This window comes from Streptomyces nymphaeiformis (assembly GCF_014203895.1).
GTDB lineage: Bacteria > Actinomycetota > Actinomycetes > Streptomycetales > Streptomycetaceae > Streptomyces > Streptomyces nymphaeiformis.
This window is the reverse complement of the sequence record NZ_JACHJY010000003.1, coordinates 544,356-561,119: the sequence shown is the minus strand read 5'-3', so window position 1 is coordinate 561,119 and position 16,764 is coordinate 544,356. Positions and strand designations below refer to the sequence as shown.

General features: G+C 74.1%; 4 protein-coding genes. 1 reads left to right on the top strand and 3 read right to left on the bottom strand.

Features of this window, described 5'->3' with window-relative positions:
- Window positions 1-7: 7 nt before the first annotated feature.
- Window positions 8-1,651, top strand: a complete 1,644-nt coding sequence (locus tag GGE06_RS12580) for a long-chain fatty acid--CoA ligase (protein ID WP_116162618.1) — start codon at window positions 8-10, stop codon at window positions 1,649-1,651.
- 96 nt (window positions 1,652-1,747) lie between these two features.
- On the opposite strand, the gene GGE06_RS12575 is transcribed toward GGE06_RS12580, so the two are convergent.
- The 3 genes from GGE06_RS12575 to GGE06_RS12565 all read right to left on the bottom strand — a co-directional run bounded on the left by GGE06_RS12575 (window position 1,748) and on the right by GGE06_RS12565 (window position 16,689).
- Window positions 1,748-2,182, bottom strand: coding sequence for a hypothetical protein (locus tag GGE06_RS12575; protein ID WP_116162620.1), 435 nt, complete (start codon window positions 2,180-2,182; stop codon window positions 1,748-1,750).
- Complete coding sequence (locus GGE06_RS12570) at window positions 2,179-3,294, bottom strand: flavin-containing monooxygenase (RefSeq protein WP_184930859.1); 1,116 nt, start codon at window positions 3,292-3,294, stop codon at window positions 2,179-2,181. The genes GGE06_RS12575 and GGE06_RS12570 overlap by 4 nt, the downstream gene beginning before the upstream one ends.
- 171 nt (window positions 3,295-3,465) lie before the next feature.
- Complete coding sequence (locus GGE06_RS12565) at window positions 3,466-16,689, bottom strand: non-ribosomal peptide synthetase/type I polyketide synthase (protein WP_184930858.1); 13,224 nt, start codon at window positions 16,687-16,689, stop codon at window positions 3,466-3,468.
- Between the last annotated feature and the right edge of the window lie 75 nt (window positions 16,690-16,764).

The window sequence follows — 16,764 nt, the reverse complement described above, 5'->3', positions numbered from 1 at the left end:
CCGCACCATGAAGAGCACGATGCAGGACCGCGAGCTGCTGGTTCGCGACATCCTCGCGCACGGACAACGCGTGTACGGGGACAGCCGGGTGGTCCGATGTGCCGACGGGCCGACCGCACGGTCCTTACAGACCTTCGCCGACATCGCCCGCCAGGCCGAGCAGCTCGCGTCCGCGCTCGCCCGCCTCGGCGTCCAGCTCGGCGAGCGGGTCGCCACACTGGCGTGGAACACCCCCGAACACCTGGTGGCGTACCTCGCCGTCCCGAGCATGGGCGCGGTGCTCCACACCCTCAACCTGCGCCTGCACCAGGACCAGTTGGGCTACATCGTCGAGCACGCCGAGGACGCCGTCATCCTCGTCGACGCGACCCTCCTGGACATGCTGACACCCCTGAGGGACCGACTGGGCGGCGTACGCCACGTCGTCGTCATCGGGGACGCGCCGCAGGTGGAACTGCCCGCGCACATCGCCGTCCACCACTGGGACGAACTGCTCGCCGCCGAGACCCCCGGCTACGACTGGCCCGACCTGGACGAACGGGAAGCGGCGGCGCTCTGCTACACGACCGGCACCACCGGCAACCCGAAGGGCGTGGCCTACAGCCACCGCTCCATCACCCTCCACACGCTCGGCGTCTCGGCCGGCGCCGGATTCGCGATGCACGACGGCGACCGCGTCCTGCCGATCGTGCCCATGTTCCACGCCAACGCCTGGGGCTGGCCGTACGCCGCCTGGCTGGCCGGCTCCGACCTGATCATGAACGGCCGGCAGCTGCACACCCCGGACCTCGTCCGGATCATCAACGAGGAGCGGCCCACCGCCGTCGCCGCGATCTGCACCATCTGGAACGCCCTGGTCCACCACGGCGAGCAGCACCCGCTGGACCTGAGCGCCGTACGCCTCGCCGGCTGCGGCGGCGCGACCCCGCCGCGCGCCCTGCTCAAGCAGCTCCACGAACGCTACGGGGTCCGGCTCAAGCAGGGCTGGGGACTGACCGAGACCAGCCCCCTCGCCACCTTCGCCGTCCCCCCGCACGGCACCCCCGACGAGGACGAGGTCGACTGGCTCGCCAAGAGCGGCCGCGTGATGCCCTTCGTCCAGGTCCGGCTGATCGCCGAGGACGGCACCGAACAGCCCTGGGACGGCCGGTCGGTGGGCGAACTGGAGCTGCGTGGCCCCTGGGTCACCGGCTCGTACTTCAACACCGAGGACTCCGCCGAGAAGTTCCACGACGGCTGGCTGCGCACCGGCGACCTGGGCGTCATTGAACCGGGCGGCTGGGTGGTCGTCAGCGACCGGCTCAAGGACGGCATCAAGAGCGGCGGGGAGTGGATCTCCACCATCGAGCTCGAGAACGCGATCATCGAGCACCCGGCCGTGCTCGAAGCCGTCGTCGTCGGCGTGCCCGACCCCCGCTGGGAGGAACGCCCCCTGGCCTGCGTGTCGTTGGTGCCGGGCTCCGGGGTCGGCGGGGACGAGCTCAGGGAGTTCCTGAACGGGCGGGTGGCGCGCTGGTGGATACCCGAACGGTGGTCCTTCGTCGACGCGGTGCCCAAGACCAGCGTCGGTAAGTACGACAAGCGGGCCGTGCGGGCGCAGCACGGGGACGGGGCGCTCGACGTCTGGATGCCCGAGGCCGACCGTGCGTGAGTGACAAGGGCGGCGCCCCGGACAACCCGGGGCGCCGCCTCCTTCGCCGGTAGGGGGCGGCCCGTGCGTGAGCCGCCCCCGCGTGCCTCGTACGTCTCAGGCCGCCGGCCGGCCCTCCGCCTCGGCGAGCAGCTCCCGTTGCTGGTCGGGGCCGAGGCCCAGCTCCCGTACGAACCGCAGCGCCAGGACGAGCCGGGCCTGCATCGTCCGCTCGGGATCCGGCACCGCACCGCCCGGCGCCGACTCCCCGGCCAGGCCGTCGGCGATCAGACGCTCCAGGGCCGCCGCGTCGAAGTCCTCCGCCCCGGCATCGAGGGACCCGAGGAACTCCGCGACGTACGCGCCGATCTCCCCCTCCGTCGCGCCCTGCGGGAAGCGGCGGCGGGCCGCGATCCCGAAGGCCGCGCCGACCCCCCGCCCGTACTCCGGGCCGGCCGGGTCGAGGGCGGCGGACTTCTGCGCGAACCCGATGAAGTCGAACGCCAACAGCGCGCCGAGCACGTCGAGTTCGGTCGTGGTGACGGTGGTCATGACGGCTCGCCTTCTGCCGTGGGAGCAGCGGTCGTGGTGTGCGCGGCGGCGGTGATCGCGGCCGCGGCGCGCTCGGCGTCCCGGCCGACGAAGCCGATCAGCGCCGAGCCGCGGGTACGCATCCGGTAGAGGCCCAGGTAGTGGCTGCCGGGCAGCACCCCCGTGCCCTCGGTGTGCCGGGGCTGCCCGTCCTCGTCGAGCATCTCCGGGTCGAGCCAGCTCCAGTCGGTGCGGTAGCCGGTCGCCCAGATCACCGCGGACGGCTTGACCCGCTCGCCGTCCGCGACCAGCAGCTCGGCGCCGTCGGCCCCGGTGATCCGGCCCACGGTGCGCATCCGGCCCGCCGCGACGAGCTCGGGCACCCGGTCGCCGACGATCGGGTCGGGCGCCCGCATGTCCACCGGCAGGCTCATCACGCCGAGGACGCTCATCCACCAGAACATGTCCCGGCCGACGACGGTCTGCGGCAGCGGAGGCGAGACGGCCTCGCTGCAGCTGAGCACCACGCTGTGGGTCTCCGACAGCTCCGCGGCGATCTGCCGTCCGGAGTTGCCGTCGCCGACGACGACGACCGTGCCCGGCGGCACCTGGCCGGCGCCCTGGTACTCGCTGGTGTGCAGGGTGGGCACGTCCGGGCTCAGCGCGGCGGCGAAGTCCGGGACCCGCGCCCTGCCGAACGCTCCGGTCGCGATCACGACCTGCCCGGCCCGGCAGTCGCCGTGCGCGGTGCTCAGCAGATAGCCGTCGCCGTCCCGGCGCAGCGACAGCACCCGGTGGTCGGTGAGCACGGGGAGCTCGAACCGCTCGGCGTACTCCCGCAGATACGCCACGACCTCGTCCTTGCCGGGGTAGTGCGCGCCGGCGGCGGGGAAGGGCAGCCCGGGCAGCCCGGAGAACTGCGCCGACGTGAACAGCTTCAGCGACTCCCAGCGGCGCTGCCAGGTCTCGCCGACCTCGCTGCCCGCGTCGAGCAGCACACAGCCGATCCCGGCCTGCCGCAGGTAGTACGCGGCGGCGAGCCCGGACTGGCCCGCCCCGATGACGGCGACCGGCACCTCGGCCGGCAGCGTGCTCGTCGGCCGCCTCGCCGGGTCGGCCTGATCTATTCGCATGTCGAATGTCCTCACTTCTTGGACCTGGAGCCCGCGGAACCGCGGGACCGGGTCCGGGGTGAACGACCGGACCGGGGCGGGACCGGACCGGGGTGGATCGGCCGGACCGGGGTGGGGCCGGTCCGGGGTGGACCGGCCGGGCCGCCTGCGCGGCGGCCCGGCCGGACCGGATCAGCGGGCGTCGAGGGCCCGGCGCAGCTCACCGGCCAGGACGCGCAGCCGCTCGCCGCGCATCACGGTGTAGTGGTCGCCGGGTACGTCGACGAGGGTCGCGTCACCGGGGAAGTACCGCATCCAGCGGTTCGCCGTCTCGACCGTCGCACCGCCGTCCGCGGCCCGCAGCGACACCACCCGGCCGGCGAAGCCGCTGGGCGTGTGGCGCAGCAGGGCCCGGTAGTTGCTCCGGAACCGGCCGGCGATGCCGCTCAGCGTGTCGAGGTCGATGTCCTCGGACAGCGCCCCCGCGGCCCGCGCCTCGGCGTGCAGCACCTCCACCGGCGGGCGGCCGTCGAAGGCCTCCGGCGGCAGCGTCCACTCCACACCGGCGAGACCCGCCAGATCCCGGGCGAACCAGGACAGCAGCGTCTCGTCCGAGACGGGCGCCCCCTCGGCCGGGCCGGGCTCGACCATCAGGTCGATCACCGTGAGCAGCTCCACCTCGGCACCCGCCGCGGTGAGCTGGGCCGCCATCTCCAGGGCGATGATGCCGCCCATCGACCAGCCGCCGAGCCGGTACGGACCCTCCGGCAGCGCCTCGCGGACCGCCGCCGTGTAGTGGGCGGCCATGGCCTCGACACTGGTCAGCTCCGCGTCCGGCAGCTGGAGCGCGTAGAACGGCTGGTCGTCGCCGAGGAGTTCGGCGAGCTCCGCGTAGCAGAGCACGTCACCGCCGACCGGATGCACGAACACCAGGGGAGTCCGCGAACCGCCCGTGCGCACCGGCACCAGCGCCTGGCGGCCCTCCTCACCGCTGCCGGCCTCCCGGACCGCCTGCGCGAGCAGCTCGATGGTCGGCCGGGCGAAGAGCGTGGACAGCGGCAGGCTGCGGCCCAGACCGCGGGCGATCCTGGCCATGAGGCGCACCGCGAGGAGCGAGTCGCCGCCGAGGTCGAAGAAGCTCGCGGTCACCCCGATCTCGCCGACGCCGAAGAACTCCGCCCAGATCTCGGCGAGCCGGCGCTCCACCTCGTCGCGGGGAGCGACGAACCCGGCGCCCTCCGCGGCGATCTCGTCGGGCGCGGGCAGGGCCGCCCGGTTGACCTTGCCGTTGTCGCTCAGCGGCAGTTCGTCCAGGACGAGGACCCGCTGCGGCACCAGGTGCGAAGGGACCACCTGGCGCAGCGCCTCGGTGATCTGCTGCTCGGTGTCGTCGCGGCCCTCGTCGAGGACGACGTACGCGATCAGCCGCTTCGGGCCGTGCTGCTCGCCCGCCGCGACGACCGCGGCGGACCGCACGCCCTCGCACTGGGTGAGCGCGGCCTCGACCTCGCCGAGCTCGATCCGGTAGCCCTGGATCTTGACCTGGGAGTCGAGCCGGCCGAGGAACTCGATGGTGCCGTCCGGCAGGAAGCGCCCCATGTCGCCGGTGCGGTAGAGACGCTCACCGGTGACCGGGTGGTGCAGGAACGCGGCGCGGGTCTTGGCCTCGTCGTTCAGGTAGCCCCGGGCCAGACCGACCCCGGCGATGTACAGGTCGCCCGGCACCCACACGGGGCAGGGCCGCATCGAGCCGTCGAGCACGTGGAAGCGCTGGTTACGCATCGCCTTGCCGTACGGGATGCTCACGCAGTCGTCCGGGACGTCACCGATGGGGTGCAGGATCGACCAGATCGACGCCTCCGTGGCGCCGCCCAGGCTCCACTGCTCCGCCTCCGGCAGCAGCAGCCGGATCCGTCCCGGCAGGGACACCGGGATCCAGTCGCCGCTCATCATGACGAGCCGCACCGGCAGCCCGGTGAGCCCGTTGGAGAGGGCGTGCTCGGTGAACATCTCCATCAGCGCGGGAACGCTGTTCCAGATGGTCACGCCGTGCTCGGTGACGAGCTCCGCCCAGCGGGCGGGCTCGCGGTGCGCCGCCGGCTCGGGCAGCACCAGGGCGCCGCCCACCGACAGCAGTCCGAACACGTCGTAGACCGACAGGTCGAAGTGCATCGCGGAGAGCCCGAGGGCCCGGTCCGCCGCCGTGACGCCGTAGCGCTCGTTGACGTCGACCACCGTGTTCAGGGCCGCGCCGTGCTCGATCATCACGCCCTTGGGAAGCCCCGTGGAGCCCGAGGTGAAGATCACGTACGCGAGGTCGCCCGGCTTGGCGCCGGACTCGCCGAGCGGACGGTCGTCGCCCTCGTCACCGGCCCGCACCACGGTCCTGGCCACGCCCTCCGGCCAGTCCGCCGTGTCCTCCACCCACGGCTGGGTGACGACGTGGCTGATGCCCGCGCTCTCGAGGAGTACGTGCAGCCGCTCGACGGGCACCCGGGCGTCGATCGGGACGTACGCCGCCCCGGCCCGCAGGATGCCGAGCGCCGCGACGACCTGCTCCCAGCCCTTGTCCATCACGATCGCCACCAGGTCGCCGGGACCGGCCCCCTGGGCGCGCAGCGCGTGCCCCACCTGGTTCGACCTGCGGTCGAGGTCCGCGTACGTCAGGGTCAGCGCCTGCGAGATGACGGCGGGCGCGTCGGGCGTGGCCTCGGCCTGCTCGAGCACCATCTCGTGCAGCAGCCCGTCGGGCACGGGCCCGTCGGTGTCGTTGGCCTCGGCCCGTACGGCCAGGTCGGCCGCCGGCACGAGCGCCGGCCTCGGCCGCTGCCAGGCCTCCGGGTCGCGGCACAGCTCGTGCAGCATCCGCTGGTACGCGGCGAACATGGCGTCCACGCAGCCCGCCGGGAACAGCTCCTCGATCACGTCCCAGTTCAGGACGAGCTCACCGGCCTCCTCGACCGCCTGGTGGTCCAGCCACACCTGCGGCGTGCGGACCGAGCTGCTCACCTGCCGGCCGTTCTCACCGATCCCGGCGAGGTACTGCACGACCCCGCGCTGCTCCGTGTCCTGCTGGCCCGCGAAGTTCACCAGGCTCGTGAAGACGACCGGCGCGGCGGCCCGCACCGAGGCGCCACGCGCCCGGTTCAGCTCCCGGAGCACCTGCACACCGCTGACCTGGCTGTGTTCCATGTCGCTCCACAGCCGGGCCTGCACCTCGTTCGCCCGGGTGGCGAACGTGTCCTCGGCCGAGTCGCGGATCTCCAGCATCAGGGTCGTGGAGAAGTTGCCGATGACGTCACCGACCTGCGGGTGCAGCGGCAGCCGGTTGAAGTACAGCAGGTTCAGCGAGAAGTCGGGCGTGGCACTCCACTCCGCGATCACCTGCGCGTACGCGGTGCACAGCGCCGCGGAGGGGCTGACCCCCGCCGCCGCGGCGTGCTCCTTGAACCGGGCCCACTCGTCCTTCGGGATCGTCGCGCCACGGTGGTCGAACACCGGCCGGTCCAGGCTCGACGGAGCCACGGCCAGCGGCAGCTGCGGCGCGGGCGGCAGCGTGTCGAGCCGGTCCCGCCAGTAGGCGAGCGCCCGGTCGTACTCGGGACCGCCCTCCAGCTCACGGGCCTGCCGCACGTAGTCCCGGTAGCGCAGCTCCAGTTCGGGCAGCGTCTCGCCGCGGTAGTGCGCGGCCCACTCCTTGAACAGGATCGAGGTGCTGAAGCCGTCGATGATCAGGGCGTCGAAGCCGGCGTGCAGCCGGATCACCGTGTCGTCGATCCGGGTCACCCGCACGTCGAACAGCGGCCAGCGGGCGGTGTCGAAGACCTGGTGCCGCATCTCCTCGTGGACGGCGGTCAGCGCGGCCTCGCGCTCCTCCGGGGCCAGGCCGGAGACGTCCGTCTCGCGGATCACATAGGCCGGGACCTCGCGCTGGACCCGCTGCTCGCCCTCGGGGGTGAAGACGGCCCGCAGCTGGTCGTGACGCTCGATCATCGCCCGGAAGGACGCGCCGAGCCGGTCCAGGTCCACCTTCTCCAGGTCGATCTCGATCTGGAAGTAGGTGGAGGTGTTGCCGAGTTCGAAGGCCTCACCGCGGCCGACGAGGTACGCCTGCTGGAGGTCGGTCAGGCCGAACGGCTCGTAGCGCCCGGAGTCGTCGTCGCCGGCCTCGGCGACGGCAGCGGCCTCGGCGTCGGTCCCCGTGGCCTCCGCCTCGGTTCCGGAGCCGGAGACGCCCTCTCCGGCTCCGAGGGCCTCGAGCACGTCCCCGGCGAGGTCCTCGGTGCTGCGGCCGTTCAGGAACGCCGTCATCGGCAGCAGGACGTCGAACTCCTTGTTCAGCGACGTCCGGATCTTCATCGCGATCAGCGAGTCGAGCCCGAGCGCCTGCAGCGACTGCCCGGCGTCGAGCCGCGCCGCCACCGTGCCGAGCGCCTGGGCGACGGTCCGCGTCACGAGGGCGCGCACCGCGTCGGGTGCCACCGCCGGAGCTCCGGCCACGGCTTCCACCACGGCCGGAGCCGGGGCCGCCGGGGCCGTGACCCGCCGCTGCGGCTCGGACACCACCGGGGACACCCGCTCGGCCACCGGCGCCCGGACGGCCGCGGGCTCCACCGCGGGCCGGTTCAGGGCCGGGACGAACCGCACGCCGCAGGCCTCGGCGACCAGCCGGCCCTGCGCGGTGACGAGCCGGATCCGCGCCCGGGTGCCGTCGTCGAACAGTTCGGCGTGACATCGGAGCCCGTCCTGGGCGCCACCGCGGTCGTAGTGCGTGAAGCGGTCGAGACCGGCCGGCACGAGGGCCGGACCGTCCAGCGGGAAGCAGGCGAGCGCCGTCTGGAACATGGCGTCGACGAGACCCGGGTGGATCACGTAGCCCTCCGCCTCGCCGGGCAGGGCGGAACGGATCTCCGAGGTGGCCTCGCCCCGGCCGAGCCGGATCCGCTCCACCCAGCGGGCGGCGGAACCCAGGTACAGGGCGCGCTGCCACAGCAGCCGGTACAGCTCGTCGCCCGTCAGCTCGCGGCCCGAACCCACCGACGCGAACGCCACCGTGGGAGCGGCCTGCGCACCGGACGCGGCCCGGCCCTGCGCGTGCAGCTGCCAGCCGCCGGACGGGTCCTGGGCGTAGTAGCGGAACAGGTCCCCGTCCACGACGAGCTGCGCGGCGCGCTCGTCACCGGCCGACGCCGGGTCGATGCCGACCGGTTCGAGGACCAGGTCGACGGGCAGGTCCAGGTCCTCGACGGACACGGGCCCCGGCCCGGCGAGTTCGGTGACCGCCTCGACCAGCGACTCCACGAGCACACCGGCACTGACCACCGGCCGCCCGCCGACCACGAAGTCACCGAGGCAGGGGTGCGCCACCGCGTCGAGACGTGGGGCGAACTGCGCCTGGGCGAGCGGCGACGACGGCAGCCGTACGCCCAGCAGGTCTCCCTGCCCGGCGGCCTGCTCCGACGGCCGCGGCCCGCTGCGCGGGGCGACGGCGACGGGCTCGTTGAGGAGCCAGAAGTGCTGGTGCTGGAAGGGGTACGAGGGCAGCTCGACGCCCTGGGCGTCGTACGCGGAGAGGAGCGCGGTCCAGTCGACGGAGACGCCGTGGGACCAGGCCTCGGCGGCGGACTCGACGAAGCGCTCCAGGCTGCCGGTGTCGCGGCGGAGGGTGCCGACGACGGCGCCGGTGTCCCCGAGCGTCTCGGCGATGCCCGAGACGAGGACCGGGTGGGCGCTGACCTCGACGAAGACCACGCCGGGAGCCGCCAGCCGGCCCACGACCTCCGCGAGCCGCACGCGGCTGCGGAGGTTCCGGAACCAGTACGCCCCGTCGAGCTCGGCCGTGTCGATCACGCCCCCGGTCACCGTGGAGTGGAAGGCGATCCGGCCCGAACGGGGCGCGACGCCTTCCAGTTCGTGGGCGAGGGTGTCGCGGATCTCGTCGACGTGGGCGGAGTGGGAGGCGTAGTCCACGGGGATGCGGCGCGCCCAGACTCCGGTGGTCTCGCACCGGGCGAGGAGCTCGTCGAGCGCGTCGGGCTGCCCGGCGACGACGGTCGAGGTCGGGCCGTTGACCGCCGCGACGGAGAGGCGGCCGTCCCACGCGGCGAGCAGCTCTTCCGCCTGCGCCTCCGGGACGCTCAGCGAGGCCATGCCTCCGCCGCCGGAGAGCACGCGCAGGGCCTTGGAGCGCAGGGCGACGACGCGGGCGCCGTCCTCCAGGGACAGACCACCCGCTACGACGGCGGCGGCGATCTCGCCCTGGGAGTGGCCCACGACCGCCGTCGGGTTGACGCCGGCGGCGCGCCAGAGGGCGGCGAGGCCGACCATCATGGCCCAGGAGGCGGGCTGGACGACGTCGACCCGGTCGAGACCGGGCGCGTCCTCGTCGCCGCGCAGGACGGCGGTGAGGGACCAGTCGACGAACGGCGTGAGGGCCGTCTCGCACTCACCGATCACACGGGCGAACTCGGGTGAGGAGTCGAGCAGGGCCGTGGCCATGCCCACCCACTGCGAGCCCTGACCCGGGAAGACGAAGACGACAGGAGCACCGGACGTACGGCCCGGCTTCGCACCGGACGCGGCCGCGGTCACGGCCTTGAGCTCACCGGAGGCCAGGGCGTCCAGGCCGGCGAGCAGCCCGTCCCGTCCTTCACCGCCGGGCAGCACGGCCCGCGACTCGAAGGCGGAGCGCCCGGTGGCCAGGGAGAGCGCCACATCGGCGGGGCTGAGCTCGGGGCGCGCCCGTACGTACTCCGCAAGGCGTGACGCGGCCTGGGTCAGCGCCTCGGACGTACGCGCCGACACCAGCCACGGCAGCGCCGCGCCGTCGAGACGGACCCCGTCGCCCGGCGTCGTTTCCTCGGCGGGCACGTCGGCGGGGGCCTCGGCCAGGATGACGTGGGCGTTGGTGCCGCTGATGCCGAAGGAGGAGACGCCGGCGCGGCGGGTCCTGCCGTCGGTGGCGGGCCAGGGGCGGGGCTCGGTGAGGAGTTCGACGCCGCCGTTGTCCCAGTCGACGAGCTTGCTGGGCGTGCCGATGTTGAGGGAGGCGGGGAGTTCGCCGTGGCGCAGGGCCATGACCATCTTGATGACGCCGCCGACGCCGGCGGCCGCCTGGGCGTGGCCCAGGTTGGACTTGAGGGAGCCGAGCATCAGCGGCCGGCCGTCGCGCTCGCTGCCGTACGTGGCGAGGAGGGCCTGCGCCTCGATCGGGTCGCCGAGGACCGTGCCCGTACCGTGCGCCTCGACCGCGTCGACTCCGGACAGGGGCACGCCGGCGTCCTGGACGGCGGCGCGGATGACCCGCTCCTGGGCCGGGCCGCTGGGCGCGGTGAGGCCGTTGGACGCGCCGTCCTGGTTGACCGCCGAACCGGCCACCACCGCAAGGACCTTGTGGCCCAGACGCCGGGCGTCCGAGAGCCGCTCCACGACGAGGACACCGACGCCCTCGGCCCAGGCGGTGCCGTCCGCCTCCGCCGAGAAGCTCTTGCAGCGGCCGTCCGGCGCGAGACCCCGCTGGCGCGAGAACTCGATGAAGGTGTTCGGGGTGGACATCACCGCGGCGCCGCCGGCGAGCGCGAGCGAGCACTCGCCCGACCGCAGGGCGCGGACCGCCAGGTGCAGGGCGACCAGCGACGACGAGCACGCGGTGTCCACCGTCAGGGCCGGACCCTGGAGACCCAGGGTGTAGGCCACGCGGCCGGTGGCGACGCTGCCGGCGGTGCCGGTCAGGAAGTGGCCCTCGGCCTCCTCCGGAAGCCGGCCGCCGACGCCGTAGTCGTGGTACATGACACCGGCGAACACGCCGGCGTCACTGCCGTGCAGCGAACCGGGCGCGATGCCGGCCCGCTCCAGGGCCTCCCACGACACCTCGAGCAGCAGCCGCTGCTGCGGGTCCATCGCCAGCGCCTCGCGCGGCGAGATCCCGAAGAACGCGGGGTCGAACTCGCCGGCCTCGTGCAGGAACGAGCCGTGCCGGACGTACGACGTGCCGGAGTGGTCCGGGTCGGGGTGGTACAGGTTGTCGAGGTCCCAGCCGCGGTCGACGGGGAACTCCGAGATGACGTCGCGCTGTTCGGCGACGAGCCGCCACAGTGCCTCGGGCGAGTCGACCCCGCCCGGGAAGCGGCAGCCCATGCCGACGATCACGATCGGATCGTCCTCCGTACGCGCGATGACGGGGGCGACGGGCTGCGCCGGGGCGCTCTCGGCGCGTTCCCGCGCGAGCGCCAGCGTGAACTCGACGACAGCGGTCGGCGTGGGGTGGTCGAAGACCAGTGTGGCCGGAAGGCGCAGGCCGGTCGCGGAGTTGAGGCGGTTGCGCAGCTGGACCGCGAGCAGCGAGTCGATGCCGAAGCTCTTGAACGGCTGGTCCGGGTCGATCCCGTCCCCCGACTCGCTCCCGATGACCGAGGCGAGCTGGGTGCGGACGAGGTCGAGCAGCAGACGGCGGCCCTCCTCCTCGGACATCCGGCCGAGCTTCCGGCGCAGCCCGGACTCGCCGGCGCGCCGCTGCGGGACCCGCACCAGGGAGCGCAGCACCGGGGACAGCGTCCCGGCGAGCGCGTCGGAGCGCAGGGCGGCGGGGTCGAGATTGGCCGGGACGAGGAGCGGGCTGTCGTCGGCGAGCGCCCGGTCGAGGAGTTCGAGGCCCTGCTCGGTGGAGAGCGGGGCGATGCCCCGGGTCGAGAGGGTGTCGTCGTCCAAGTGTCCGGTGAGGCCGGTGCGTTCGGCCCACAGACCCCAGGCGAGCGAGGTCGCGGGGCGGCCGGCGGCGCGGCGGCGGGCGGCGAGCGCGTCGAGGAAGACGTTGCCCGCGGCGTAGTTGGCCTGACCCGGGTTGCCGAGCACACCGGCGACCGAGGAGAACAGGACGAAGGCCGCGAGGTCCTGGTCGGCGGTCAGTTCGTCGAGGAGGGCGGCGGCGTCCACCTTGGGCCGCAGGACGGCCGTGAGCCGGTCCTCGGTGAGCTGCTCGACCACGCCGTCGTCGAGCAGACCGGCGGTGTGGACGACGGCGGTGAGCCGTACGCCGGTCAGCAGCTCCGCGAGCGCGTCCCGGTCGGCGGTGTCACAGGCCGCGAGGGTGACCTCGGCGCCCAGCGCGGTGAGTTCGGCGGAGAGTTCCTCGGCGCCGGGGGCGTCGGCGCCGCGGCGGCTGACCAGGAGCAGACGGCGGGCGCCGTGCTCGGTGACCAGGTGCCGGGCGACCGACGCGCCGAGCACGCCGGTGCCGCCGGTGACGAGCACGGTGGCGTCCGGGTCGAGCGAGGTGCCGCCGAGCGGGTCGGCGGAGGAGGTGTGCCGGACCAGGCGGGGGGCGAGGAGAGCGCCCGCACGGAGGGCGAGCTGCGGCTCGGTGAGCACGGCGCCGGTGACGGTGCCGGCGTCGTGGGCCTCGTCCGTGTCGAGGAGGGCGAAGCGGTCCGGGTGTTCGGACTGGGCGGTCCTGATCAGGCCCCACACGGTGGCCTGGGCGGGGTCGTCGACCTCGGGGCCCGCGGCGCCCTCGGTCAGGACGAGCAGGCGGGAGCCGGCGAAGCGGGCCTCGGCCAGCCATTCCCGGACCAGGCCGAGCGCCCAGCGGGCCGCCCGGTGGGCGGCCTCGGCGAGTTCGCTCCCCGTGGCGACGGAGTCGCCGTCGGAGTCCTGTGGCGTGCCCGGACATCGCGCGGTGCCCGGACATCGTACGGCGACGATCTGCGGCACCACGTCCGGGACGTCGGCCAGGTCGGCGACCAGGCACACGTCCGTCTCGGCCGCGGCCGCGACCGGCTGCCACTCGACACGGAACAGCGAGTCCGTGCCCCGGCCGGCCGTCAGGTCGGCCGTGAACGGCCGCATCGTGACCGACTCGGCGGACAGCACGGGCTTCCCCGAACCGTCGGTGACCCGCAGGACCACGCCGTCCTCACCGCGCGGACTCAGCCACACCCGGAGCGCGTCCGCGCCGTCGGTGTGGCGGGTGACGCCGGACCAGGAGAAGGGCAGGACGGTACCGGCGTCCTCACGGAGCAGGCCGACGGCGTGCAGGGCCGCGTCGAGGACCGCCGGGTGCACCCCGAAGGTCGTGGCGTCCAGCTCGGCGGGCAGGGCGACCTCGGCGAAGACGTCACGTCCCGAGCGCCAGGCGGCGCGCAGGCCCTGGAAGGCGGGGCCGTAGTCGTAGCCCGCCTCCGTGAGCGTGTCGTAGCGGCTCTCGACGTCGATCTCCTGGGCGCCGGGCGGCGGCCACTCGGTGAGGTCGAAGTCCGCGGCCTCGTCGTCGACGTCGAGCACCGCCGCGGCGTGCCGCGTCCACGGGACGCCCGCGTCGGCGTCCTGCGGCCGGGAGTGCACGGCCAGCTCCCGCTGCCCGTTCTCGGCCGGCGGTTCGAGGGTGATCCTCAGCTGTACGGCTTCGCCGGGCGGGAGCACGAGCGGCGCCTGGAGGGTCAGCTCGGTGAGCCGTCGCCAGCCGGCCCGCGCGCCCACGGCCATCGTGAGCTCCAGGAACGCGGTGCCGGGCAGGATCACGGTGCCCTGCACGGCGTGGTCGGCGAGCCACGGCTGCGTGTCGAGGGCGAGCCGCCCGGTGTACACGAGCCGGTCCTCCTCGACCAGCTCGACCACGGCGCCGAGCAGCGGGTGCCCGGCCGAGGCCAGACCGAGCCCGCGGGCGTCGGTCGAGGCGGGCTCCGGCTCCAGCCAGTACCGCTGGCGCTGGAAGGGGTAGGACGGCAGCTCGACGGCGTGCGCGCGGTAGGTCTTGAGCACGGTCGGCCAGTCGACGGAGACGCCGTGGGACCAGGCCTCGGCGGCGGACTCGACGAAGCGCTCCAGGCTGCCGGTGTCGCGGCGGAGGGTGCCGACGACGGCGCCGGTGTCGTCGAGGGTCTCGGTGATGCCGGCGACGAGGACCGGGTGGGCGCTGACCTCGACGAAGACGACGTCGGGAGCCGCGAGCCGGGCCACGACGTCCGCGAGCCGCACCTTGCTGCGGAGGTTGCGGAACCAGTAGGCCCCGTCGAGCTCGGCCGTGTCGAGCACGGCGCCGGTGACGGTCGAGTGGAAGGCGATGCGCCCCGACTGCGGCGCGACGCCTTCCAGTTCGTGGGCGAGGGTGTCGCGGATCTCGTCGACGTGGGCGGAGTGGGAGGCGTAGTCCACGGGGATGCGGCGCGCCCAGACTCCGGTGGTCTCGCACCGGGCGAGGAGCTCGTCGAGCGCGTCGGGCTGCCCGGCGACGACGGTCGAGGAGGGGCCGTTGACCGCCGCGACGGAGAGGCGGCCGTCCCACGCGGCGAGGAGTTCCTCGGCCTGCGCCTCCGGGACGCTCAGCGAGGCCATGCCTCCGCCGCCGGAGAGCACGCGCAGGGCCTTGGAGCGCAGGGCGACGACGCGGGCGCCGTCCTCCAGGGACAGACCACCCGCTACGACGGCGGCGGCGATCTCTCCCTGGGAGTGGCCGACCACGGCGACCGGGTTGACGCCGGCGGCGCGCCAGAGGGCGGCGAGGCCGACCATCATGGCCCAGGAGGCGGGCTGGACGACGTCGACGCGGTCCAGGCCGGGCGCGTCCTCGTCGCCGCGCAGGACGGCGGTGAGGGACCAGTCGACGAACGGCGTGAGGGCCGTCTCGCACTCGGCGATCACGCGGGCGAACTCGGGTGAGGAGTCGAGCAGGGCCGTGGCCATGCCCACCCACTGCGAGCCCTGACCCGGGAAGACGAAGACGGCGCGCGAGGGGGACACACCGTTCTCGCCGTCGACCTCCCGGGAGGCCAGGGCGTCCAGGCCGGCGAGCAGCCCGTCGCGTCCTTCGCCGCCGGGCAGCACGGCCCGGGACTCGAAGGCGGAGCGCCCGGTGGCCAGGGAGAGCGCCACATCGGCGGGGCCGAGCTCAGGGCGCGCCCGTACGAAGGCGGCCAACTGCCCGGCGGCCTCGGCCAGCGCGTCGGAGGAGCGCGCCGACAGCAGCCACGGCAGGCCCGCGCCCTCCAGGCCGGCCACGTCGGCCGGAGCCGCCTCGTCGGCGGGCTGCTCGGCCGGGGCCTCGGCCAGGATGACGTGGGCGTTGGTGCCGCTGATGCCGAAGGACGACACGCCGGCGCGCCGGACCCTGCCCTCCTCGACCGGCCACGGGCGGGGCTCCGTGAGCACCTCGACGCCGCCACCGGCCCAGTCCACGAGCTCACTGGGCTTGCTGACGTTGAGGGAGGCGGGCAGCTCGGCGTGACGGAGCGCCATGACCATCTTGATGACGCCGCCGACACCGGCGGCCGCCTGGGAGTGCCCCAGGTTGGACTTGAGGGAGCCGAGCATCAGGGGCCGGTCCTCGCGCGCCTTGCCGTACGTGGCGAGCAGGGCCTGCGCCTCGATCGGGTCGCCGAGGACCGTGCCCGTACCGTGCGCCTCGACCGCGTCGACACCGGACAGGGGCACGCCGGCGTCCTGCACGGCGGCGCGGATGACGCGCTCCTGCGCGGGGCCGCTGGGGGCGGAAAGGCCGTTGGAGGCGCCGTCCTGGTTGACGGCCGAACCGGCCACCACCGCAAGGATGTTGTGGCCCAGGCGGCGGGCGTCCGAAAGGCGCTCCACGACGAGCACACCGACGCCCTCGGCCCAGGCGGTGCCGTCGGCGTCCGCCGAGAAGCTCTTGCAGCGGCCGTCCGGCGCGAGGCCCTTCTGCTGCGAGAACTCCACGAAGATGCCGGGCGTCGACATGATCGTCACACCGCCGGCGAGCGCCAGCGAGCACTCGCCGGAGCGCAGCGCGTTGACCGCGAGGTGCAGGGCGACCAGCGACGACGAGCACGCGGTGTCCACGGTCAGGGCCGGGCCCTGGAGGCCGAGGGTGTACGCGACGCGGCCCGAGGCCACGCTCGACGTCGTGCCCGTCAGGCCGAACCCGGTGCCGCCCGCGCCCGCCTCGCCGAGGCGGGGGCCGTACTCCTGGGCGATGGCTCCGAGGAACACGCCCGTCTGCGTGCCGTGCAGCGATCCGGGCGTGATGCCGGCCCGCTCAAGGGCCTCCCACGACACTTCGAGCAGTAGCCGCTGCTGGGGGTCCATCGCCAGCGCCTCGCGCGGAGAGATCCCGAAGAACGCGGGGTCGAACTCGGCCGCCCCCTGGACGAAGCCGCCGTCGCGGACATACGACGTGCCGGAGTGGTCCGGGTCGGGGTGGTAGAGGCCCTCGAGGTCCCAGCCACGGTCGGTCGGCAGACCGGAGATCACGTCGCGCCGGTCGGCGACGACCCGCCACAGCGCCTCGGGCGAGTCGACCCCGCCCGGGTAGCGGCATCCCATGCCGACGATCACGATCGGATCGTTGGTGCCCGCCTCCAGTTCACGGACCCGCTGGCGGGACTGGTGGAGGTCGACGGTGAGGCGCTTCAGGTATTCGACGAGTTTGTCGTTGTCCGTTGTTGTCATGGTGATGTTGCCCCCGTAGACGTCGTCGAGCCGTGCGTGCGCGCGCTGCGGGCATGGCTGCCCGGGCGGCGTGCC